The sequence below is a fragment of the Hyalangium versicolor genome, from assembly GCF_020103695.1.
GTDB lineage: Bacteria > Myxococcota > Myxococcia > Myxococcales > Myxococcaceae > Hyalangium > Hyalangium versicolor.
Genome location: NZ_JAHXBF010000060.1, coordinates 1 through 21,835, shown reverse-complemented (window position 1 = coordinate 21,835; position 21,835 = coordinate 1). Strand labels below are relative to the sequence as shown.

23 protein-coding genes are annotated in these 21,835 nt (G+C 67.2%); 10 read left to right on the top strand and 13 right to left on the bottom strand.

Annotated elements, in window-relative coordinates; translation table 11 throughout:
- Together KY501_RS52460 and KY501_RS52455 are read left to right on the top strand one after the other, a co-directional pair.
- The coding region (locus tag KY501_RS52460) for a hypothetical protein (RefSeq protein ID WP_224373160.1) at positions 1-561 on the top strand (561 nt) is incomplete at its 5' end.
- Between the two features lie 121 nt (positions 562-682).
- Positions 683-1,243 (top strand): hypothetical protein, encoded by a 561-nt coding sequence (locus KY501_RS52455; RefSeq protein ID WP_224373159.1) that lies wholly within the window; start codon positions 683-685, stop codon positions 1,241-1,243.
- A gap of 32 nt (positions 1,244-1,275) precedes the next feature.
- Here KY501_RS52455 and KY501_RS52450 read toward each other — a convergent pair whose 3' ends face one another.
- The 4 genes from KY501_RS52450 to KY501_RS52435 all read right to left on the bottom strand — a co-directional run bounded on the left by KY501_RS52450 (position 1,276) and on the right by KY501_RS52435 (position 3,595).
- Complete coding sequence (locus KY501_RS52450; protein ID WP_224373157.1) at positions 1,276-1,695, bottom strand: hypothetical protein; 420 nt, start codon at positions 1,693-1,695, stop codon at positions 1,276-1,278.
- A 201-nt stretch (positions 1,696-1,896) separates the two neighbouring features.
- Complete coding sequence (locus KY501_RS52445) at positions 1,897-2,322, bottom strand: helix-turn-helix domain-containing protein (RefSeq protein ID WP_224373156.1); 426 nt, start codon at positions 2,320-2,322, stop codon at positions 1,897-1,899.
- A gap of 119 nt (positions 2,323-2,441) precedes the next feature.
- A complete protein-coding gene (locus tag KY501_RS52440) occupies positions 2,442-3,023 on the bottom strand; it encodes a hypothetical protein (protein ID WP_224373155.1) in 582 nt (193 codons plus the stop codon).
- 17 nt (positions 3,024-3,040) lie between these two features.
- Complete coding sequence (locus KY501_RS52435; RefSeq protein ID WP_224373153.1) at positions 3,041-3,595, bottom strand: hypothetical protein; 555 nt, start codon at positions 3,593-3,595, stop codon at positions 3,041-3,043.
- A 268-nt stretch (positions 3,596-3,863) separates the two neighbouring features.
- Here KY501_RS52435 and KY501_RS52430 point away from each other — a divergent pair, with 268 nt between their 5' ends.
- Positions 3,864-4,250 carry a hypothetical protein gene (locus tag KY501_RS52430; RefSeq protein ID WP_224373151.1) on the top strand — a complete coding sequence of 129 codons (387 nt, stop codon included), beginning with the start codon at positions 3,864-3,866 and terminating at the stop codon, positions 4,248-4,250.
- Positions 4,251-4,262: 12 nt separating this feature from the next.
- Here KY501_RS52430 and KY501_RS52425 read toward each other — a convergent pair whose 3' ends face one another.
- Entirely contained in the window at positions 4,263-5,162 is a 900-nt protein-coding gene (locus KY501_RS52425; protein WP_224373150.1) for a LysR family transcriptional regulator, read from the bottom strand.
- Between the two features lie 109 nt (positions 5,163-5,271).
- Between KY501_RS52425 and KY501_RS52420 the strand changes: the two genes are divergently transcribed.
- From KY501_RS52420 to egtD, 3 genes are all read left to right on the top strand, one after another.
- Positions 5,272-5,919, top strand: a complete 648-nt coding sequence (locus tag KY501_RS52420; protein ID WP_224373148.1) for an NADPH-dependent F420 reductase — start codon at positions 5,272-5,274, stop codon at positions 5,917-5,919.
- 225 nt (positions 5,920-6,144) lie between these two features.
- A complete protein-coding gene (gene egtB, locus KY501_RS52415; protein ID WP_224373147.1) occupies positions 6,145-7,476 on the top strand; it encodes an ergothioneine biosynthesis protein EgtB in 1,332 nt (443 codons plus the stop codon).
- An 11-nt stretch (positions 7,477-7,487) separates the two neighbouring features.
- Positions 7,488-8,486, top strand: coding sequence for an L-histidine N(alpha)-methyltransferase (gene egtD, locus KY501_RS52410; protein ID WP_224373145.1), 999 nt, complete (start codon positions 7,488-7,490; stop codon positions 8,484-8,486).
- A 137-nt stretch (positions 8,487-8,623) separates the two neighbouring features.
- On the opposite strand, the gene KY501_RS52405 is transcribed toward egtD, so the two are convergent.
- From KY501_RS52405 to KY501_RS52380, 6 genes are all read right to left on the bottom strand, one after another.
- Positions 8,624-8,770: a hypothetical protein gene (locus tag KY501_RS52405; RefSeq protein WP_224373144.1), complete on the bottom strand. Its 147-nt coding sequence runs from the start codon at positions 8,768-8,770 to the stop codon at positions 8,624-8,626.
- A 231-nt stretch (positions 8,771-9,001) separates the two neighbouring features.
- Complete coding sequence (locus tag KY501_RS52400) at positions 9,002-9,466, bottom strand: CoA-binding protein (RefSeq protein WP_224373142.1); 465 nt, start codon at positions 9,464-9,466, stop codon at positions 9,002-9,004.
- 46 nt (positions 9,467-9,512) lie between these two features.
- The gene (locus KY501_RS52395; protein ID WP_224373141.1) at positions 9,513-10,076 is read right to left on the bottom strand and encodes a hypothetical protein; all 564 of its coding nucleotides are present in this window, start codon (positions 10,074-10,076) and stop codon (positions 9,513-9,515) included.
- Entirely contained in the window at positions 10,076-10,531 is a 456-nt protein-coding gene (locus KY501_RS52390) for a bactofilin family protein (RefSeq protein WP_224373139.1), read from the bottom strand. The genes KY501_RS52395 and KY501_RS52390 overlap by 1 nt, the downstream gene beginning before the upstream one ends.
- Before the next feature lie 3 nt (positions 10,532-10,534).
- On the bottom strand, positions 10,535-11,440 hold the full coding sequence (locus tag KY501_RS52385) for a ParB/RepB/Spo0J family partition protein (RefSeq protein WP_224373138.1): 906 nt from the start codon (positions 11,438-11,440) through the stop codon (positions 10,535-10,537).
- Positions 11,441-11,563: 123 nt separating this feature from the next.
- Complete coding sequence (locus tag KY501_RS52380) at positions 11,564-12,364, bottom strand: ParA family protein (RefSeq protein ID WP_255637573.1); 801 nt, start codon at positions 12,362-12,364, stop codon at positions 11,564-11,566.
- A gap of 4,086 nt (positions 12,365-16,450) precedes the next feature.
- Between KY501_RS52380 and KY501_RS52375 the strand changes: the two genes are divergently transcribed.
- On the top strand, positions 16,451-17,401 hold the full coding sequence (locus KY501_RS52375) for a serine/threonine protein kinase (RefSeq protein WP_224373136.1): 951 nt from the start codon (positions 16,451-16,453) through the stop codon (positions 17,399-17,401).
- 149 nt (positions 17,402-17,550) lie between these two features.
- The gene (locus KY501_RS52370) at positions 17,551-18,057 is read left to right on the top strand and encodes an Ig-like domain-containing protein (RefSeq protein WP_224373134.1); all 507 of its coding nucleotides are present in this window, start codon (positions 17,551-17,553) and stop codon (positions 18,055-18,057) included.
- Positions 18,058-18,125: 68 nt separating this feature from the next.
- Here the strand turns inward: KY501_RS52370 and rsmG are convergent, their stop codons facing one another.
- Positions 18,126-18,779 carry a 16S rRNA (guanine(527)-N(7))-methyltransferase RsmG gene (gene rsmG / locus KY501_RS52365; protein ID WP_224373133.1) on the bottom strand — a complete coding sequence of 218 codons (654 nt, stop codon included), beginning with the start codon at positions 18,777-18,779 and terminating at the stop codon, positions 18,126-18,128.
- Positions 18,780-19,115: 336 nt separating this feature from the next.
- Between rsmG and KY501_RS52360 the strand changes: the two genes are divergently transcribed.
- The gene (locus KY501_RS52360; RefSeq protein ID WP_224373131.1) at positions 19,116-19,340 is read left to right on the top strand and encodes an AbrB/MazE/SpoVT family DNA-binding domain-containing protein; all 225 of its coding nucleotides are present in this window, start codon (positions 19,116-19,118) and stop codon (positions 19,338-19,340) included.
- Positions 19,337-19,726, top strand: a complete 390-nt coding sequence (locus KY501_RS52355; RefSeq protein WP_224373130.1) for a type II toxin-antitoxin system death-on-curing family toxin — start codon at positions 19,337-19,339, stop codon at positions 19,724-19,726. Before KY501_RS52360 ends, KY501_RS52355 begins: the two co-directional genes overlap by 4 nt.
- On the opposite strand, the gene mnmG is transcribed toward KY501_RS52355, so the two are convergent.
- Positions 19,727-21,550: a tRNA uridine-5-carboxymethylaminomethyl(34) synthesis enzyme MnmG gene (gene mnmG / locus KY501_RS52350; RefSeq protein ID WP_224373128.1), complete on the bottom strand. Its 1,824-nt coding sequence runs from the start codon at positions 21,548-21,550 to the stop codon at positions 19,727-19,729. It lies immediately after the preceding gene.
- Between the last annotated feature and the right edge of the window lie 285 nt (positions 21,551-21,835).

Genomic DNA, 21,835 nt, shown 5'->3' with positions numbered 1-21,835 from the left:
CGAGTACAACCGCCTCTTCGCCCACCCGTTCACTTGGTCCTGGACTCGCTCCAAGATGCACGCATGGATGGACCGACACCGGTCCTGACTATGTTGAAAAACTTGTCGGACACTCCACTAGTGGAACAAGTCGAGCAGCTCGTCCAGACACGGCTGGACCCCCAAGCCAAGAAACGGCTCCGTGATTCAGCTCGTGAGTACTACAAGACGTTGCACCCAGAACTGAGGCAACTGCTGGAAGATAGAGGTGCCGCCCTGCCCATTCATCATCGGAAACCGCTGGACTACGCTCACCTCTTCGCAGAGGAAGACATCAACGCTGCTAGCAACATCGCCATGGTGCAGCAGGTCGTGCATGGACATATCAACCGTGTATGGATCCGATTCCGCCAGCTGCGCCCGGACCCGACTGCCACGGACGTCTTGAAGACGACTCGGGTCATCGATGACCAGTTTCTTGCCTGGTATCACCAGGCGGGCACTCCTCCCGGCGCGACGCGCTCTCTAGAGGAGGCCGAGCGAGCTGCGATCCGGGTATTGGAGCGGTTGTTTCCCAACTAGCGCGAGGTGGACATCATCAATGGAGTTACCTGGCTTGGAGCGCTTGATGGAGGTATGCCGCCGCCTCGGTCTGGCCCACATGACGAGGCCACCGACGCGAGCGGCACCTGCCCCCGGTACGATGTTGCATGGACTCGCGTTCGATCCTGTCCTGGCCTCCCTCTACTCCCGGTGGAGCCAGGTTTCCTTCGCGACGGATGTCGCCGGAGTGGTGCTGGCGGGCAATGACGACAGCGAGTACAGCCTGGAGAGTCAGAACACCTGGTGGCGAGAGAACTTCCAAGCGCGCGTCCAACTCCCGCTCTTCATCTTCGCAGGTGAACCGCTCCTGGCCTATACCTACGCCACGGTCTCGAGTCTGGCGGATGCGCAGGGCCATCAGCCCGTGGTTCACGCAGATACTTACGAACTCGATGGCCCCTTCCTCCTACCCATCGCGTCGAACGTGGACCGCTTCTTCGACACCTACTCGCGGTTCCTCGAAGAGCTGGCCGCGACGCCCGAATTCCAGCGAGCACGCGAGCCCGCCCTCACCTTCCCCTGGGACGTACCGCACCTCCTGGCCCGCGACACGCGGCTCGTGGAGTTGGTACGCGCCGGCCACTTCGACGCCGCCATGCCGCAGGACGACAGCACCCGCCAGTGGCGAGCCTCTCTCCTGGCGGCAGCCTCGCACCGGTAGCGCTCCTCACGTAGGCCCCCGCTTCAGCCACCTCAGCGGCGCGCAGCGACGATGCGCCGCTGCACCACATCAATGGCGTAGTAGGCGCCGAGATCGACGGCCATGGGGCCCTCACACGCACCAGGGCGCACCCAGATCTGGACGAAGACCAGGCCGCCGTCTCCAGGAGCGGCGATGACGTCATACGTCTCGCGTTTGGCGAGGCATACCTCGCGGGGCGTTGCTCCCGTGGGCACTCGAAGGTCCCAAGGCAGGAAGTCCTCCATGGCGAGCTCGACGGCCGCAAGCAGGTTGCCAGAGACAGTCACACTTCCTTTGAGCTCGAGCGGCTCCACCGGGAATGTGACAGCCGCCGCTTCCTGAGGCGGGGCGTAGACAGGCCGCGGCGGGCGTCGGAAGAACGCGCAGGCTGGAAGCAAGGCGCAGAGCACCCAGAGCAATGAGCGCTTCATGGAGTTCCTCGGGAGCGGCGAGGGCCAAGGCCTCTGGCCGCGTCGGAGCGGTTCATTCGTTTACAAGAGGGCTGTGTTCCAGCGCAGCTCACCTGGGAGGTTGCGGCCACGACGCGCGGACCCTTCCCCACCCGGGCCCCCGCTCCTCCCAGGAGCCGGAACCCACCAGGTAGGCCACAGGGCTACCTACTCACACACCCGTCACTCCAGCTCACGCTGGGCCGAAGAGGCCCGCTTCCGTCCCTTGGCCGGCTTGCCCTTGCTCAGCATCGCTCCAGCCACAAGGCTCAGCAGCTTCACCTGCGTGGGGTTGAGCCTGCGCAGCCGGCGCACCAACCGCCGCATGTCCGCCGTGTCATCCGGCCGGGGCTTCGCCTCCTCCCGAGGCGAGTCCACCTTGCCCAGGCCCATCGCCTCCAGGCCGAGCAACTCCTGCGGCGCCACGTTCAGCACCAGGCACAGCCGGCGCAGGTTCTCCACCCGCGGCAGCATCTGCCCTCGCTCCATCCGCCCATACACCTCCGAGGCCATGCCAATGCGCTCGGCCACGTCCTCCTGCGTCAGCCCAGCCCGCACCCGGGCGATGCGCACCGCGGCGCCGAGAATGCTCGAGAGGGGTTTGTCCATGGGTCTCGTCAATCCAGTCCAGCGCCTCGGGGGTCGGCGCATCCAGAGATGTAACCCTCAGGGTCACGTCACACCATCTTACCCCAAGAGTTTGTCTCGCGGCCTGGATTCCAGCAGCGTCAATGCACGAAACGCTCGGGCTCGGCGCGCAGCACCCGGGCCGTGGGCAGCCCGTTCACCAGCACATAGGACACCCGTGTCTCCGTGCCCACCTGCAACGCGTCAAGCGGGCGCACCCGATGGTTCTGCACCACGCACGTGCTCTCGTCCGCGAGCAGCTTCATCGGCCCCTGCCCTGGCACGTTGACCGTCAACACCCCATCCATCGCGTAGTCCAGCTCTCCTGACACCACCGCCGCGGGCTCATTGGCCGCCAGCACCTCGTCGCAACTCCGCCGCTCGCTCCCCGCCCGTCCACCGCCGCCCGTGCCCTCCCAGCCCGAGCCTCCCTGCCCACTCCGCGGCTTCTCCAGGCCAATGTCCTTCGCCACCTGTTCGTAGAGCTGGCGCCGCTCCTGCTCGGCCTTGGGCGTGCGCGTCATGGAGGCCCACCGGCCCGTGTCGATCTCCGCCCCACCGCCCTCGCCCGCGCTCGCCGCCGTCGGCTTCTCGTCGATGAGCGGCGCCTCCGCGCGCACGCCTCCACAGCCCGCCACGCTCGCGCCCAGCCACACGCACCCCAGCCACATCGCGTATCGCATCGTCCTCTCCTCCCGAATCAGTCCGGTGTTCCCCCGTCGGCCCGGCGTGTCGTGCGCTCCTCGGAGACTCCCTGCTCAAACACGGCGATGGCCACCCGCCGCTTCTCTGCAGCCGCGAACAGCAGCCCCAGCGGCACGCCGAAGAACAGCGCGTGCATCACCAACTGGAAGAACTGATCCACGCCCAGGAACCACGGGTAGTACCCGCGTGCGACGAACTGGAACGTCACCACCCACACGACCAGCGTGAAGAGCATGCCCACCGCCAACTGGTGGGCCACCTTGGGCCGCAGCGCGGGAGACAGCCGCGCGTCGATCAGCGAGTACGCCAATCCCAAGAACGCCGAGAGCCCCAGGTGCACCGCCAGCCCCGCGGCGACAACCAGCCCCAGCGGCATGTCCACCAGCGCGCGCGCGCCCAGCAGCACACTGGCCGCGAAGCGCACCGGCGTGAGCACTCCCTGCCCGCCCGCCATCGAGGCCACGCACTCGGCGATGGCGAACACCACACCCGCCACCAGGCCGAAGCCCAGGCCATTCCATGCCGACCACGGAGTCCTGGACCAAGCCATGCCGTGCCTCCTCGTGCGTGCTCACGCTGCTCGCGAGCGCGGAACGGGCCTCGTCCAGGCCCTCTGCACAGAAGGGTTGTCATCCAGCGGACGCAGGGCAGACCGATTGCCCCTGGGGGCGGCCTCCTCACTCGCGGGGTGAGCGAGCAGGCATGTCGCGGATCAGACGGGACGCTTCCCTGGCGTCCATTGCAGCCCAAGCCCGCTTCCATATCGTGCCGGGTGGGTTGCGCCCGTCCTCTCGGGCCCCCTTCAGGAGACTTCCCGTATGCCCTCTCGTCTGGCTTCAGTCCTGGGCGCGTTCGCGAGCGCCGCTGTCCTTTCCCTGACCGGTTGCGGAGAAGGAAAGGCCACCGAAATGGTGTGCCCGACCGACAACACGCTCACGTACCAGAGCTTCGGGCAGACCTTCATGGGCACCTACTGCCTGCGCTGTCACAACACCGCGCTCATGGGCTCGGCGCGGCACGGCGCTCCGAGTGACGTGAACTTCAACACCCTCGAGGAGATCCGCGCCGAGTCCAAGGACATCGACAAGATGGCCGGCGCCAGCGCCACCGTCACCAACGAGGAGATGCCTCCGGATGGAGAGAAGCCATCGGTGGAGGATCGGCGCAAGCTCTCGCAGTGGCTGGCCTGCGGTGCACCTGAGTAGCCGTCGTAGCCGTCAGCGCTCCTCGCGGCGCAGGAGCTGCTGGAGGTAGTCGAGGAACACGCGCACCCGCGGCGTGGACTGGCGCCGCGGCAGACACAGCGCGCGGATGGGAGGCCCCGCCGCCGCATACGGGGCCAGCACCTCCACGAGCCGGCCGGCGCGCAGGTGCTCGGTCACCATGAAGTCGAAGGCCTGGCAGATGCCGAGCCCGGCCAACGCGGCCTCCACCAGCAGCTCGCCGTGGTCGATGCGGAACGCATCCGGCGTGCGCACGGTGAGGGCGCGGGCCTCGCGCTTGTCGCGGAACGTCCACTCGCGGCTGACGCCCGAGGGCGTGACGAACTTCAGGCACGCATGGCGCTCCAGCTCCTTGTAGTGCCGAGGCGTGCCATGGCGCCCCAGGTACGCGGGCGAGGCCACCGTCACCCACTGCGGCACCCGCAGCGTGCGAGACACCAGGCTCGAGTCCTCCAGCTCGCCGATGCGCACCGCCACATCCACGCCCTCCTCGGCCATGCGGGCGAAGCGATCCGTGAGCGAGAGGTTGAAGGTGAGCCGCGGGTGGCGCGCGGCCAGGCGCCCCAGCTCCGGCACGACGACACGGCCGAGGATGAGGGGCATGGAGACCTTGAGCTCGCCCTCGGCCACCTTCTGCGCCTGGGCGACGAGCTCACGCCCGGCCTGCATGCGCGCCACCGCCTCACGGCAGTGCTCCAGGAAGGCGGAGCCCTCCGGCGTGAGGGACACGTGGCGCGAGGTGCGGTTCAGCAGCGTGACACCCAGCTCCGCCTCCAGCCGGGCCACCGCCTTGCTGACGGCGGCCGTCGTCACCCCCAGGTGCGCGGCGGCCTTGCGGAAGCTGCGCTCCTCGGCGGTGTGAAGAAAGGGGAGCACTCCCGAGAACAAGTCCATGCCCGCATTGTTAACCGGAAGTTGACGGAGGATTGAACGGGCGCGGGATTCTCAACCTTGCTCCTTCCCCGCTAGCTTTCGCCTCGCACCGTTTCAGAAGGAGCACGCGATGAAGATCGGAATCCTCGGTACCGGCATGGTGGGTGTCACCCTGGGCAACAAGCTGGTGGCCCTCGGGCATGAGGTGAAGATGGGCTCGCGCACGGCCAACAACGAGAAGGCCGTGGCCTGGACGCAGAGCGCGGGCGCCAAGGCCTCTCAGGGCACGTTCGCGGACGCGGCGGGCTTTGGCGAGCTCGTCTTCAACTGCACCAACGGCACCGGCTCGCTCGAGGCGCTGAAGGCCGCGGCCCCGGGCCTGAAGGGGAAGATCCTCGTCGACATCTCCAACCCGCTGGACTTCTCCAAGGGCATGCCGCCCACGCTGTTCGCGGGCAACACGGACTCGCTGGGCGAGCTGGCCCAGGCCGCCCTGCCCGAGACGAAGGTCGTCAAGACGCTCAACACGGTGACGGTCTCCATCATGGTGGATCCGGGCAAGATTGGCGGCGGAGACCACCAGCTGTTCATCTGCGGCAATGACGCGGCCGCGAAGTCCTCGGTGGGCGAGTTCCTCAAGACGCAGTTCGGCTGGAAGCACCTCCTGGACCTGGGCGACATCACCCAGTCACGCGGCACCGAGTCCTACCTGCCGCTGTGGATCCGCCTCTTCGGCACGCTGAAGACGGCGGAGTTCAACATCAAGATCGTCCGCTGATCGGCAGCCTGCGTGCCCGGCACGCTGCCGTCAGAGCCCTCGCCGTTTGCCTCCGGACGTTTGGTGCTCGAGTCCGCCAACTCGAGCCACGAGCCATTCCCCACTCGGGTAGAAACTGTTCGCGACGAACGGTTCAGGCGTGGAGTGGCTCACTCCCGTCACGACGATGACGGGGAGACGCTCCTCAGCGCTGGGGTGCCTCCCTAGTTTTTCCGGAGGGGGGTTATGTCTGGCAGCGGCATCGCGGCACCGGCGAAGCACGTCACGGAAGTCTCCTGGAAGGTCCGCGCCTGGCGAGAGCTGGAGGCGGCACGCGCGCGGACCCTCGGCATGCTGGCTGGACTGCCGGAGGCGGAGCTGCTGCGCCAGCACTCGCCGCTCATGTCCCCACTAGTTTGGGACATGGCACACGTGGCCAACTACGAGGAGCAGTGGCTGCTGCGCGCCCTGGGAGGCCGCGGCTTCACGGATGCCTCTTTCGACGCCATCTACGACGCCTTCCAGCACCCCCGCCGCACCCGCTCTCAGCTCCCGCTGCTCACGCCCGCCGAGGCCTTTGCCTACGCGGCGCGCGTGCGCCAGGCCGTCCGCGAGCACCTGGACAGAGTGCCTGAGGACTCGCCCGAACCGCTGCTGAAGGACGGCTTCGCGTTCGGCATGGTGGCCCAGCACGAGCAGCAGCACGCGGAGACGCTCGCCGCCACGCTGCAGCTGATGACGACGTGGGAGTACCGCCCGGCAGCCCGCCCTCGTCCGCAGCCAGCCTCCGCGCCGCTGCACGAGGTGTTCATTCCCGGCGGCCCGGTGCGCCTCGGCAGCGACGGCGCCTGGGCCTACGACAACGAGCGACCCGCCCACGTGGTCGACGTGCCGCCCTTCCTCCTGGATGCGCACCCCGTCACGAATGGGGACTACCTCGTCTTCGTGGAGGCGGGTGGCTACGAGGATCCGCGCTGGTGGCACCCGAAGGGCTGGGAGTTCATCCAGGCCGAGGGCCTCCGTCACCCGCAGTTCTGGCTGCCTCAGGGACAGCACGTGTGGCTGCGCCGGCGCTTCGGCTGGATCGAACCGCTCCCGAAGGACGAGCCCGTGCAGCACGTGTGCTGGTACGAAGCGGACGCGTACGCGCGCTGGGCTGGCAAGCGCCTGCCCACGGAGCCCGAGTGGGAGAAGGCCGCGCAGGGCAGCGACGGCACGCCGCGCGAGCACCCGTGGGGCGACGTTGCACCCGCCTCCGAACAAGCCAACCTATCAGGTGACACGTGGGGCCCCTCACCTGTAGGCTCCTATCCCCAGGGACGGAGCGCGGACGGCGTATGGGGACTGCTCGGGGACGTGTGGGAATGGACGGCCAGCGACTTCGGGGGCTACGCGGGGTTCCGCGCCTTCCCCTACCGCGAGTACTCCGAGGTCTTCTTCGGCTCTGAATACAAGGTGCTGCGTGGCGGCGCGTGGGCGAGCTCGCCCGTGGCCGTGCGCAACAGCTTCCGCAACTGGGATTACCCGATCCGCCGGCAGATCTTCGCCGGCTTCCGTTGTGCGAGGGACGCGAGATGAGAGAGCTCAGCATGATGACGGAAGGGCTGGGGCTGACACGTGAGCGGCTTCTCGAGGTGGACGTGCACGTGCGGCCGGGAGACGCACTGCGCGCCTTGCGCGAGGAGGCGCTCGCGGGGCTGTGCACGCGCCCCAAGGAGCTGTCTCCCAAGTGGCTCTATGACGAGCGCGGCAGCCAGCTCTTCGACGACATCACCCGGTTGCCCGAGTACTACCCGACGCGGCGCGAGCGGGAGATCCTCGAGGCCCACGCGGGAGAGATTGCGCGGATCAGCGGCGCGGACACGCTCATCGAGCTGGGCAGCGGCACCAGCGAGAAGACACGGCTGCTGTTGAACGCGTTCCAGGCCGAGGGGCTGCGGCGCTTCGTGCCCTTCGACGTGAGCGAGGCCTTCCTGCGGGACGCGGCCGCGAAGCTGGCGTGCGAGTACCCGGGGCTCCAGGTGCACGCGGTGGTGGGCGACTTCGAGCGCCACCTGGGCTTCCTGCCTCGGAGCGGCCAGAGGATGGTGGCCTTCCTGGGAGGCACCATCGGCAACTTCAAGCCCGCGCAGCGCGCGCACTTCTTCCGCGAGGTGGCCGACGGCCTGGCCATCGGCGAATGTCTGTTGCTGGGAACGGACCTGATCAAGTGTCGTCAGCGCCTCTTCGCGGCGTACAACGACAGCGCGGGCGTGACGGCCGAGTTCAACCGCAACGTGCTGCGCGTGCTCAACCGCGAGCTGGGCGCCAACTTCGACGTGGAAGCCTTCGAGCACCTGGCCCCCTTCGACGAGGCCAACGGCTGGATCGAGATGCAGCTCATCTCCCAGCGTGAGCAGGTGGTGCGGCTGGCGGCGCTGGGTCGCTCGGTGAACTTCGCTCGGGGCGAGGTGCTGCGCACGGAGGTGAGCTGCAAGTTCCGTCCGGAACAAGTGGAAGCCGAGCTGGCCGAGGCGGGGCTGCACCTCTCGGAGTGGTGGACGGACGCCGCGGGCGACTTCGCGCTCTCGCTGTCCTTCAAGCGCTGAAAGGGCCCACGGAGCGTGTCGCGAGGCGGGGAACTCCTTGCCTCCAGCGGCACGCGGGCCGCGAACTTCAAGCTTCAGGATACACGTCGCCCGGCATCGGTCTCCCGACGCTTTCCGGGCTCACGGCTTTTGGGCGCTCAGCGCCGGCGGCGCGGAGAGTCCCGGCGAACGGGCACGGGCTGCGGGCGGGCCCGTGTCCCCACGAGCGTGGCTGCGGTGAGCAGTCCCAGAAGGAGAACCCCAACCACGCTGACGGCGGGGGAGAGCAACTCGGGCAGAGCCATTGCTTCACTCCTTCTCGAAGCGCGGGCACCGGGGCAGGTGCCCAACGGGGGGAGGCCAATTCCAAGGCGTAGGATACAGGGTATGAACTCGTTTCGGAAACGTGAAGCCCCACTGCGTGTGAGGAGTGCTCACCGGCAGCGCTGCCCACCTTCCGAAGCCCACTCCCGGGTGGGAGATCCTCCGAGGGTGTGCGGATCCACAGGACATGCCCCTGTGTGATCCGCTGGGTGCTACGGGTGCGAGGAGTCGGCCTGAGCGTGGGCGAGTCTGCCGTGCTCGACCTTCATGCACCGGTCCTGCACCACGCGGATGCCGGCTCGAGCCAGCCGCTCCGCCGCCGCGTCATTGCGGATGCCGAGCTGGAACCACACCACCTTCGGGTGCTTGGCCAGCAGGTCCTCCACATGGGCATCGATGTCCTCGGGCCGGCGGAACACCTCGACGATGTCCACCTCTCCCGGCACATCCGCGACCTTGCGGTAGGTGGGGCGCCCGAGGATGGTGTCCCCGGCCCCTTCCTGCGTGGGCACGGGGATGATCTCGAAGCCGTGCGCCTGCAGATATTGAGGAACGGAATGAGCGGGCTTGTGGGCGTGGCTCTCCGGTCGAATGCCGAGCACGGCTACTCGGTGCGACTTCCGGAGGATGTCCTGCACCGCGGCTTCGTCCTCGACGAGGTTCGCTCTCCAGTCCATGGATGATCTCCTGGCAGGTGTCCGAGCAGGCAGCTCTACGATGAGCTCACTGAGGCGCCGCCTGCACAGAGATATTGCGGCAGGCGTCCGTAGCCAACAGGACATCCTCGGTGGTGGCACCGGGCAGCGTGGCGCAGAGGAAGAGATCGTCCCCTGCCCGCCGAGCCCCCAGCAGCGCGGGCCCATGCTGCCCCAGCCCGCCATCCGCCAACTTCGGAGCCACGGTGATGCGGATGAGCACCACCTGCGCGTCGCCCTCTTCCTGATCAATGGAGACCTGGAAGTCGGCGAACTGCTTTCGGATGGAGTCGGTGAGCTCCTCGACGGTGGGCATCTTCTCGCCCTCGCCGCGGCGGATGTCCACGCGCAGCACCGGCTGATCCGGAGGCCCTGCCTGAAAGCTACCGTCCGCCGCGACGACCGCCGACCAGCCTGGCGGCAGGGGAACCTTCACGCCCGCGCGCGGGGTGGACAGGCGCTCGGTGGAGCCTGCGGCCGCCCCGCTTGCAGGCGAGGGAGCAGGCTCCTCCTTCTTCTTCGAGCACCCAGCGGCCAACGGCGCGAGCGCCAGTACCGCCGCCAGGAGCGCGTTGTGGATGGGAGATGGCACTACTTCTTGTCGCCGCCCGGTGGAGGCGCCGTGGTCCGGCCACCCTCCATCTTGCAGGTACCATCGTAGGAGGCGCCGCGCTCGATGGTGAGCGCGGGGGTGGTGAGATCGCCCTTCACGCGGCCCGGCGACTTGAGCTCGATGATCTGCGCGGCGGTGATGTTCCCCACCACGGTGCCGTGAATGATGATGGTGCCGGCGCTGATGGTGGCCTCCACGCGCGCCCCATCTCCGATGACGATGGTGTCCTTGGTGAAGATCTCACCGTTGAACTTGCCATCGATCCGCACCTGACCTTCGAAGGTGAGCTTTCCGGTGAACTCGCTCCCCTTGCCGAGCAGCGTGTGAATGTCGCCTGGACGCGTCGACACGAAATCCTCCTCCCGCTTGAACAGTGGCTTGCTGATGCTGCTGCTGCTGGGTGCTTCGTCCTTTTTCCCGCCGAGGAGCGCCACGCGCTACTCCTTCCTGAGAAGCTTCAAGAGACGGTCCAGGTCATCGTACGAGAAGAAGTCGACTTCCAAAGTTCCTTTCCCTGGAGACCGCTCGGTGAGACGCACTTTGGTTCCCAATCGACGCTGAAGTTCTTCGACCAGGGCCTTCACCTGAGGGTTCTGCTTGGGGGGTTTGCCCCCATCCTTCTTGTGCTGGCGCTTCTGCTGCACCAGCTTCTCGGTGTCGCGCACCGAGAGCTTCTTCTCGGCCACCTGCACGGCCAAGGCCTGCATCTCCGGCAGCCGGGGCACACCGAGCAGGGCGCGCGCATGCCCCATGCTCAGCGAACCATCGGCCACCAGGTTCTTCACATCGTTGGGCAGCGCGAGCAGGCGCAGGGCGTTGGCGACGGTGGAGCGCTCCTTGCCGACGCGTTGGCTGATCTGCTCCTGCGTAAGCTTGAACTCATCGACGAGGCGTTGATAGCCCTCGGCCTCTTCGATGGGGTTGAGGTCCGCGCGCTGAATGTTCTCGACGAGGGCGAGCTCGAAGGCCTGGGCCTCGGTGACTTCGCGCACCAGTGCGGGGACTTCCTTGAGGCCCGCGGCCTGGGCGGCGCGCCAGCGGCGCTCACCAGCGATGAGCTTGTAGCCGGATCCATCCTTGCGGACGAGCACCGGCTGAAGCACGCCCTGGGCCTTGATGGACTCAGTGAGCTCGGCGAGCTTGGCCTCATCGAAGTAGCGACGGGGCTGGGCGTTGTCGCGGTGGATGGACTCGATGGCGAGCTTGAGCACGCCATTGCGCGCGGTGGGGAGCTCCGCCACCACGGCACCGCCCGCGGGAGCCGAGGGGCCGGCCTGAGGGATGAGGGCCGAGAGGCCTCGGCCTAGGGCCCGTTTCTGTTTGTCTGCGTTCGCGTTCAACACGTCTTCTCCGCGGTGGCGCCGGAGCGCCGGGGCCCTCAGCCCCTCCTTATATAGGGAGTGTCCTTATTAAGGAGGCGGCGGGAGGGTGAAGGTTGAGGAAGTTCCCTGGGGTCAGTGTCTGAATCAAGCGACCTTGCGGGCGGGGGGCTTCCTGCCTTCGCGGTTCATGATCTCGCGGCCGAGGGCGAGGTAGCTCTCGCAGCCCTTGGACTTGATGTCATAGAGGATGATGGGCTTGCCGAACGAGGGGCACTCGGCGAGGCGGACGTTGCGCGGGACGACGACGCCGAAGACCTGGTCCTTGAAGTAGCCGCGGACCTCGTCGACGACCTGGTTGGCGATGTTGGCGCGGCCATCGAACATGGTGAGCAGGATGCCCTCCATCTTCAGGTCCTTGTTGAGGCCCTTGCGCACCAGGTCCACGGTGTGGGTGAGCTGAGACAGACCCTCGAGCGCGTAGTACTCGCACTGCAGGGGGATGAGGACGGAGTCGGCGGCGACCAGGGAGTTGAGGGTGAGGAGGCCGAGCGACGGCGGGCAGTCGATGAGGATGTAGTCGTACTCCTTGGCCAGGGGGCGGAGCGCGTCGCGCAAGCGGAACTCGCGACGCTCCTGGGCGACGAGCTCGACTTCGGCGCCGGTGAGGTCCGGGGTGGCGGGGACGACTTGGAGGTAGCGCAGCTCGGTGGGGTGGAGGAGCTCCTTCATGGGGCGACCATTGAGGAGGGCCTCATAGATGGTGCCATGGAGGGCATCGCGCTTGAGGCCGAGTCCGCTGCCGGCATTGCCTTGGGGATCCATGTCGACCAGGAGCGTGCGGCGCTCGGCGGAGGCCAGGCTGGCGGCGAGGTTGATGGCGGTGGTCGTCTTGCCGACGCCGCCCTTCTGGTTGGAGATGCAGATGATTCGACCCACTTGGCCCATCCCTGTTCGGTGCCCGGTGTCCGGGGTTCCGCGTTGCATTCCGAGGCACTTTCGGGAGCCCGGATGGCGTGGTGGGAGTGCCACCGGGAGCCCGGAAGTGCGGGCGCATTGAGCCACCAAACGGCCAACCGATCTAGTGGCAATTTGAGCCTGCTTCCCCCCCGACTGGGGTGCTGCGGAGGGGCTCCGGAGCGGGCCTGAAGGAGGGCCTGCACGGGGGTCCGCGGGGCGTGTTCTGAACGGGGGCTTGGGGTGTTCCACGTGGAACGGACCCGCGCCACGGACCTGCTCTTCTGAACCGGATCCACGGAGATGTGTCGGCATCGCGCGGGGGGCTCCGCAGACCGGGCGCGGTGGAGCACGCTCCCCTCCCCTGCCACCGGGCGGCTCCTCATGGGGCTCCTGAGATGACAGACATGGAACTCGCGGCTGCGGAGACTTCGTCACCCTGCCCTGCCGATGCGGAGGCTCCGCATCGGCTCCACTTCCGCGGGCCGGCCTCCCGCGCCGGATCCATGTCTGGCCTGCCAGTGCAGAAGTTCCACGTGGAACAACTCCACAAGAGGACGCGACACAGAACTGTCTGCATGCAGGTTCCACGTGGAACACGGTCGGCCTCGGGACCGCGTGACTGCATGCTGCCGACGCATGCGCCTCCCACGACTGCTGGGTCTGAAGACTCAGCCCCTGCGATGGATCCGCGCCCTCATGCGCAGCACAGAGGTTCCACGTGGAACACGGGCGCCGCGAGACCGCGCGGCATCCTCGTGCGAGCTCACTCAAGTTCCACGTGGAACAACCCCACGGACACCTTCCCGCTCCACACCGTCAGCCTGGCCGCACAGAGACCTCCGCGAGCAATCGGAGGAATGACTGCTTACCCGCTGTCTCCTGCCGCTCCGACTCCTCTCCCGCGCTTGTTCCACGTGGAACAAGGGAGAAGGCCCGCCGCATGGGGCGCGCCATAGGCCTGCTCCTCCGGGCACGTTCCACGTGGAACAAGTCCGCGCCAACAGCCTTCTCTCTTCACTCCGGCCACAAGGGCGTCGGAGCTTCATGGCGCCTCTTCATGTGCCAGGAACAGATGGTTGATCAGCCCGCCCGAACTCCTCGCTCACGCCTGTTCCACGTGGAACAGAGCACGCGTCTCGAACCTGCTGGACTGGCGGCGGACTGACTCCTCTGCGCACGTTCCACGTGGAACAGGTCCACGCCGACAACCTCCTCTCTGCGCGTCGGCCGCATGCTCATCCATGCTCTTCATGGGCCAGGAAGGGAGAGTTGATCAGCCCGGCGCCGTTGCAGCCCGAGCTCCTCGCGCACGCGTGTTCCACGTGGAACATGGACCGAGCTTAGGACCTGCTCGCCCGGCAACTGAACGACTCCTCTGCTCACGTTCCACGAACGTGGGCATCCCACGCGCGCTGTGCACAAGACTGTGAGGGGCGGCTGATCATCTGAGCTCAGGCCTGGCTCAGGCTCATCGAGCACCCTTGTTCCACGTGGAACAAGGAGGGAGCTTCGGGCCTGCCAGCCACGGCCTGGGTCCTTCGTGCAGAACGTTCCACGTGGAACAGCCTGGGGGCACCCTCCGCACGACTGAGCTGCGACGCGCGTCCTGCATCAGGCCCGGCGTGCTGATTGATCAAGCCGGTGTGTCTGCGCCTTGGCTGCTTCATCTCGACTGCTCCGCCCGAAACAAGGCCGGAGCTTCGAACTCGCGGGCTCGGCTGAATGCCCGACTGCTGCGTGAGCGTTCCACGTGGAACAGCATGAAGCAGCCAATCCTTGCTGAACGAGCCGCGGCCATTCGCAGGTCTCCATGTCCCACGTGGAACGTGCACAGCGCTGCGCTTGCTTCGCAGTCTTGACGGTTCGTCATGAAGCTCCGACGGCGTTCGATGTGGAGCACGCACGGATCGGTGATCAGGCAGCTCATGGAGGCACGCCAGGTGCAGACTCCACTCCGCGCAGAGCCAGCTCACGAGTCCTCTTCGTTCCACGTGGAACATGCACATGCGGGCGACGAGGTTCGTGCGCTGTGCCCATTCGCTCTCTGCTCTCAGCGCGCCATGTGGAACAGGAACAGGCATCCGCTGCGGCTCGCTCGTGCTCATCCTCCTCACGCATCTCCAGCGTTCCACGTGGAACACGAGCAGGCAGCCGTGAGCTTCGCGCGCCCAGCTCGCCTTCAGTGCTCCACGTGGACCAAGCCCAGGCGAACAATGCGCTCCGCGCATTCACTTCCTCGCTTCCAAACGCGTTCACCGGTCCATGAGGAATGAGGCCACGCCGGAGCCCAGCTCATGAACTCGCGCTCATCGACTCTCATCTCGCCACGTTCCACCTGAAGCACAGTCAGCAGACTCTCTGGCTCGCGCGCTCACGTTCATCGACTCCTGTGCCTTCACGTTCCACGTGGAGCAGAGACAACGGAGACAGCGCGTCGCCAACACCCAGTTCACGGGCCCACTCCGTTCCACGTGGAACAGCGCTGGGCGAGCACCGCTCATGCGCTGGCGCTCATCCACGCCGCGAGCCCCTGACGTTTCATCCGGAACACGAGGCGAAGGAAGAGAGCACCCGTTCCCGCAGAGCCCTTCCCCATCGTGAGGTTCCGCCATCCACTGAACATCCTGAGCTGCTGATCAGACTGGAGCGCTCCAACAAGTCGAGCCCGGTCACTCACGTTCCTCGCGTGCCAGCACGAGGTTCACGCTGAACTCGAATGTTCCAGCGCAAGCCCTCATCCGCGAAGCACTCCGTGGAGCTCCACCCTCCCTGCTGATCAGCCTGTCGATGACCACGCAGCCGTCCGAACTCTCTCCTGCGGAAAAGGAGTCTCGAGCACCACCTCAAGCAGGAGTCAGCCAACGGAGCATCTCTTCCTGACGTGCGCGTCGAAGGGTGAGTTCCGCGGCAGGCCCATGCCGCTGCCGCCTGAGCAGATGCGCGATGACGAAGCGCTGTGCTGAACCAGTTCGCTGGTGGCGACTCAGGAGCGAACTGGTACGACAGGCATACCACTTGGCTCGAACCGCGCCCGACAGACTCCCCCTTCTCGACCGCATCTCGAAGCACTGTGCTGAACCAGTCGGCTGGCGGCGACTCGGGACCGGCCTGGTACGACAGGCATACCACTTGGCTCGAACCGCGCCCGACAGGCTCCCCCTTCACAACCGCATCTGCTCACGCTGACGGCAAGCGCGGCCATCAGACTTCAGCGTGAAGCAGCACTCGTCCCGTAGATGGCAGCGAACCGGATGAGCCTCGGTGGTTCCCCATGGAACACGGTACGTGGACGGCGCCTGCCACACGCGCATTGTCACCTCCCTCGTACCAGGAACTGCGTGCAGCCATTCCGCTCTTCCCTTCCCCATCCGTGCAGCCTGATCAGACACTCTTCATGCGAGGCCTGCTCTGACTCTCCGCTCAGCCCCGCGCGGTTGCGGTCCTCATCCACGACACGCCCGCGACATCGAGCACCTCGCGCCCACAACGGCTCCTTCCCACGCCGGCAGCCACGAGCCTCACACGCCAGCACCAGGATCCGTCCATCCTCTTGGCCGAACACGAACCGCTCATCGGAGTCCGCGCGAACCGCCGACCACCGCTCCATTCCAATCAGCACCCTGCTCGCTCACAGCTCACTCGCTTCCATCGGATGCCCGGCACCACGGCTCGTCCGCGGCTGAGCGCGCGGAACCTCCACCTCCGCTCATTCGTCGCGTAAAGCACGAAGCATTCGATCGATGTCTGCCCAACAGGCCACTCGCGCACAGCACGATGAAGGGCTCCACTCGCGAAACCCTCGCGCACGAATCCTCGCACCAAGCCCCATCGCGGAAACGCCGAATGATTGCTCGCGAACTTCCACATCTTCTTCACTCGGACACACCGTCCACCCGCGCCCTTGTTCCCCGCCCCCGGCCCGACAGAGAATGCGGGACCAGATGTGGTGGAGGCCGCTTCATGTCGTCAGGACCCGGAAGAACTTCGATGACAGGCTCGCTCCCTCCCTCAGGCATCTGCCCCGGTTGCAACCAGGTTGCAGGTGGCGAACGCTGCGTCCACTGTGGCGTCGCCGTGCGTGTCGGAACGTACCGAGTGCGCCAGCTCCTGGGTCAGCGTGGCGCCGCGCGCACCTATCTCGCCGATGACTCGGATGGGCTCATCGTCCTCAAGGAGCTGTCCTTTTCCTCCGAGCCAAGCGCCTCCACGCTCCGCGCCTTCCATCAGGAGGCAAAGCAGCTCCAGACCCTCACCCACCCGCGCATCCCGCGCTACCTGGACATGCTCCAGCTCGGGCTCGGCGCCGAGACCCGCCTGTACCTGGTGCAGGAGTTCATCGAAGGCACTTCGCTCGAGGACGAATTCTCCAACCGCCACTTCACCGAACTCGAGGCCCGCGAGCTCGCTCGTCAGGTCCTCGACATCCTCCGGTACCTGCAGAGCCGCTCGCCTCAGGTGTTCCACGGCGACCTCAAGCCCGCCAACCTGATCCGCCGTCCGGATGGCGCGCTCTTCCTGGTGGACTTCGGCGCGGGCTGGGTGCGCGGCCGCGCCAGCCCCGAGGCTTCCCACTACACACCTCCCGAGCAAACCAGCGGTGAGTTGGACGCCACCACGGATCTCTTCGCGATGGGCGTCACACTCGTGGAGGCACTCTCCTCGGAGCACGACCCTCAGCTGCGCCAAGCAGGGCAGGGTGCACTGTTCTCGCGGGTGGATGTCTCCTCCGGCTTGCGCGAGTTCCTCGCCCGGTTGACCTCGGTGGATCCCTCGCAGCGCTTTGCCTCAGCACAGGAGGCACTTCGCGCGCTGGATGCCCCCGAGCATCCGCTTGCCTCACCCCTGAAGCGTCGCTGGGTCCCGGTGGCGCTCGGGATCAGCGCCGCGTTGCTGCTCTTTGGCGCCGGCCTTGTCACGGGCCGTGCCACGAGCCCTGCTCCCGCGCACGTAGCTCACCCGGCTCCCGGTACCCCTGTGCCTTGCGTGGCTCCGCCAGAGCCGCCCCCGCCTCCAACTCCTCGGTGATCCGTCTTCGCGCGGCCCTTCTTGTCTCGGAACGTTCGGGGCTCCATCTCTCCGAACCTCGCGTGGCGCTGAAAACTGGCCGACACCCGAATGCCTCCTACACTGTGCGCCCTGCCTGCTCTCGCGAGCGAGGCGCCAGGAGGCACGCCATGCACGCGCACAGCTGTTGGAAGGGCCGTGGCCTGCTGGCGGTACTGGGTCTGATCATGGGCGGGTGCACCCAGGCTTCCACTGAACCCGTGGGAGTCCCTCCCGCGCCGCGAGCGAGAACCTCTGAGGCGCAGGCTGTGCCTCGCATCACGAGCACCTTCCAATCCGACCTGCGCGCCTTCCCCGGCAGCCGCGTCACCTTCCGCGTGGTGGCGAATGATCCGCAGTCCCGATCACTCTCCATCACCTGGACGGCGAACACGGGCACGCTGGGGACACCGGTGGCCGAGGCCTCTCAGAGCGAGGTGGAGTGGACGCCGTCGCCCTGCGTACTGACGGGCACCACGCCGTCCATTACTGCCACGGTGACGAACGCTCAGGGGCTGTCGGCCTCAACGACGTTCACGCTCTCGGGAGCATCCGCCTGCCTGGCGGGGGGAGCGTTGCCCAGGGCCCCGCGCATCCTCGCGCTGCAATCCGAGTCCGTGGCGTGGAACTCGCGCTGATCCGCGAGCGCCGAAGCCTGCCTCATCCCTGATCAGCGCCAGCGCCCGTCACCTGGGCCGCAGGTGGCTCACGCCTGGGAGAAGACGGCGATCTGCCGCTCGGCGCCGGAGAAGGGCAGTTGGTACTGCCGCGAGGAGACCAGGCGCAGGGAGCGCTCCGAGGCGCGGGCCTGCAGCTCGGACTCGGGCTGGGCCTTGCCGAGCATCGCCACCACGCGGCCTCCCGGCAGCACGTAAGCGGGCGCGAGGTTCAGCCAGTCGGGAAGATCCATGAAGGCGCGGGCGATGAGCACCTCGGCGCGGGGAATGCCTTCGGCCTCGGGCTTGCCCTCGGCGCGAGCATGGAGCCCGCGCGCATCCTTCAGCCCGAGCGCAGCGATGGCGGCCTTGAGGAAGCCGACCTTCTTTCCCACCGCATCCACCAGCGTCACCGTGAGCGCCGGCCGCGCAATCTTGAGCGGCAGCCCCGGGAAGCCAGCCCCCGCGCCGAGATCCAACAGCGAGCCGGCGCCTTCCAGCTCGGGCAGAACCGCGAGTGAGTCCAGGAAGTGCTTTTCGAGCACCTCCTCGGGCGCGGTGATGGCGGTGAGATTCACCTTCGCATTCCACTTCAGCAGCTCATTCATGAGGCGCTGGAGCTTCGAAGGCACGTCCTCTCCGAGTCCTACCCCGAGCGCGCGACACCCCTGTTGGAGCTGATCAAAGAAGCGGGTGTTATCCACAGATCCTCCACAGCCCCCCTAGCTGCAAGTGGCTGATTTCCTTGATCGCTCCAGAAAAGCGCGGGTTATCCACACGTTTTCCACAGGGCGCCTGCGATCAAGCCCACGGTTTCACAGTTGGGAAACGTGCTCTGGAGCGCACTGGGACATACCAACTTGACACGGTGGGGGAGAGAGATCCGACCCGATGAGTATCCTCGGATCCGGGCGAGGGGCCGGAACGCGGGGGGGCCAGCACATACACCCAGGAGGCCTTCGGATCCAAGCGTTCTGATTGCCGACCCCTCAATTATGCCCCTACGGTAGGTCGCGAACCGTCACACGCGGGGGCTGATCATGATCAAGAAGCTGACACCCATGGGCGAGCAGCAGGGGCTCGTCCTCGAGCCGGCGCTGCTGGAGCTGCTCGGCGTGGATCAGGACACGCCGCTGGAGGTGAGGACGGATGGAAAGGTGATCCTCGTGCGGCCGGCCCGGGAGAGCCGGCTCGAGCGGCTGCGCGGAGCGACGGAGCGGCTGATGACCTGGCACGCCGAGACGCTGAGGAAGCTGGCCCTATGAGCCCCGACTTCCTGAGCCCGGACGAGGTGCGAGAGATCCACACGATGCAGTTGAAGCGCTTTGGCGGAGGCGCCGGCCTTCGGGACGAGGGGCTGCTGGAGTCGGCGCTGGCGCAGCCGGCCGCGTCGTTCGGCGGGCAGCTCGTGCATGAGGATGTGTGGGCCATGGCGGCGGCCTACCTGTTCCACGTGGTGAGCAACCACCCGTTCGTGGATGGGAACAAGCGGGCTGGGTTGCTGGCCGCGCTCGTGTTCCTCGATCTGAACGGCATTTCCCTCGAGCATGGCTCGGAGGCGCTCTACGAGCTCACCATGGCCGTGGCCGAGGGACGCGAGACCAAGGCCCGTGTGGCGGCCGAGCTGCGCCGCATCGCCCACGGGCGCTGATCAGCTGGCGGCTCGCTCCTTCTTCAGGGCGACCAGCAACAGGGACAGCGAGGCCTGGGTGACTCCGGGGATGCGCCGGGCCTGTCCCACCGTGCCCGGCCGGTGCGAGGTGAACTTCTCCACGGCCTCGGTCGACAGGCCACGCACCTCGTTGAAGCGGAAGCCGGCGGGAATGGCCCAACCATCCCACGCCTCGGCCTCGCGAGCCGCCGCGCGCTCGGCCTGGGCGATGTAGCCCTCGTACTTCACCTCCACCTCCACCTCTTCGGCCACCTCGGGGGGCACAGTGGGCCACTCGCGCGCCTCAGAGGCCAGCGCCGCGTAGCTGACCTCGGGACGCTTCAGCCGCAGCGCCAGACCGGAGCGCTTGAGCCGCGCCACCTCCTCGGCCACCGCCCGCGCCCGAGCCTCCACCCGCTCGAGCGCTTCGCGCGGCACCAGCCCCACCCGGTGGCCGTGCCGGGCCAGGCGTAGCTCCGCGTTGCCCTCGCGCAGCTTGAGCCGGTGCTCCGAGCGGCTGGTGAACATGCGGAACGGCTCGTCCACGCCCTTGGTGATCAGCTCGTCCACCAGCACCGCGCCGTGCGCCTCGTCCCGGCCGAGCAGCAGCGGTGGCTCGCCCTTCACCTGGAGGCCTGCGTTGATGCCGGCGTAGAGCCCCTGGAAGGCGGCCTCCTCATAGCCGGAGGTACCATTGAGCTGGCCGGCGAAGTACAGGCCTCGCACGGATTTGGTCTCCAGGGTGGAGGACAGCTGCGTGGGGGGCGAGTAGTCGTACTCCACCGCGTAGCCGAAGCGGACCACCTCCACGTGCTCGAGACCGGGGATGGTGCGCAGGAACTCGAGCTGCACATCCGCGGGCATGCTGGTGGACAGACCCGCCGGGTACACCAGCGGCGAGTCGGGGCCCTCGGGCTCGAGGAACACCTGGTGCCGCTCGCGGGCGGCGAAACGCACCACCTTGTCCTCCAGCGAGGGGCAGTAGCGAGGCCCTCGGCCGACGATGTCGCCCTGGAACAGGGGCGAGCGGTGGAGGTTGTCTCGCAGCAGCCGGTGGGTCTCCAGGGTGGTGTACGTGATTCCGCAGGTGACGGCGGGCTGGAGCGGAATGGGCTCGCCCACGGGCAGCAACCGGCGCGTGCGCCACGAGAAGAAGCGTGGAGGCAGGTCTCCGGGCTGGGGCTCCACGGCGTCCCAGTCGATGGAGTCCCGCTTGAGGCGTGCGGGGGTGCCCGTCTTGAAGCGGCCGAGCGAGAAGCCCAGGGAGCGCAACGAGTCGGAGAGGCCTCGTGCGGCCTCATCTCCGAGCCGGCCGCCCACCTCCTTCTTCTCGCCCACGTGCATGAGGGCGTGGAGGAAGGTGCCGGTGGTGAGGAGCACGGCACGGGCCTGCACCTGGGTGCCATCGCCGAGCACCACGCCAACCACCTGGCCGCCCTCTGCGACGAGGGAGGAGACCTCGGCCTCGTGCACGGTGAGGTTCGGCTGGGAGAAGAGGACGGACTGGACGATGCGGGCGTAGGCGTCTCGGTCACAGAGGACACGAGTGGCCTGGACGGCAGGGCCCTTGGAGGCGTTCAGGGTCTTGAAGTGGGTGCCGGCGCGGTCGGCGGCATGGCCCATCTCACCGCCGAGCGCATCGAGCTCCCGGACGAGGTGTCCCTTGGCGGTGCCGCCGACGGCGGGGTTGCAGCTCATGACGGCGGCGCGATCGCGCTTCAATGTGAGGCCGAGGGTCTCCAGGCCCATGCGAGCGCAAGCGAGAGCGGCCTCGCAACCGGCGTGGCCGAGACCCACCACGATGACGTCATATCGGTGCTTCATGTCTTGCAGAGGTTCCCTCGGGCAGCGGGAGAGGGACGGGTGGGTGCCGCGTCCCGAGCCCTACCACGAGCGACGGGCGCCTGCTCCGTTCCGGACCGGACGCGTACCACAGAGAGGAGAGGGTGGCATGGCCTCGATCGCCCGGCTGCCGACTCTAGCGGGACTAGCACTACTGCATCAGGGGCCTGCAGGGTGAGCCGGGAGGCCTGGTCGGTGGCGTGAGGAATGTTGAGAATTGGAGCGATGACAGGTGGGGCACCGAGGCAGCCAGGTAGCGATCACCCG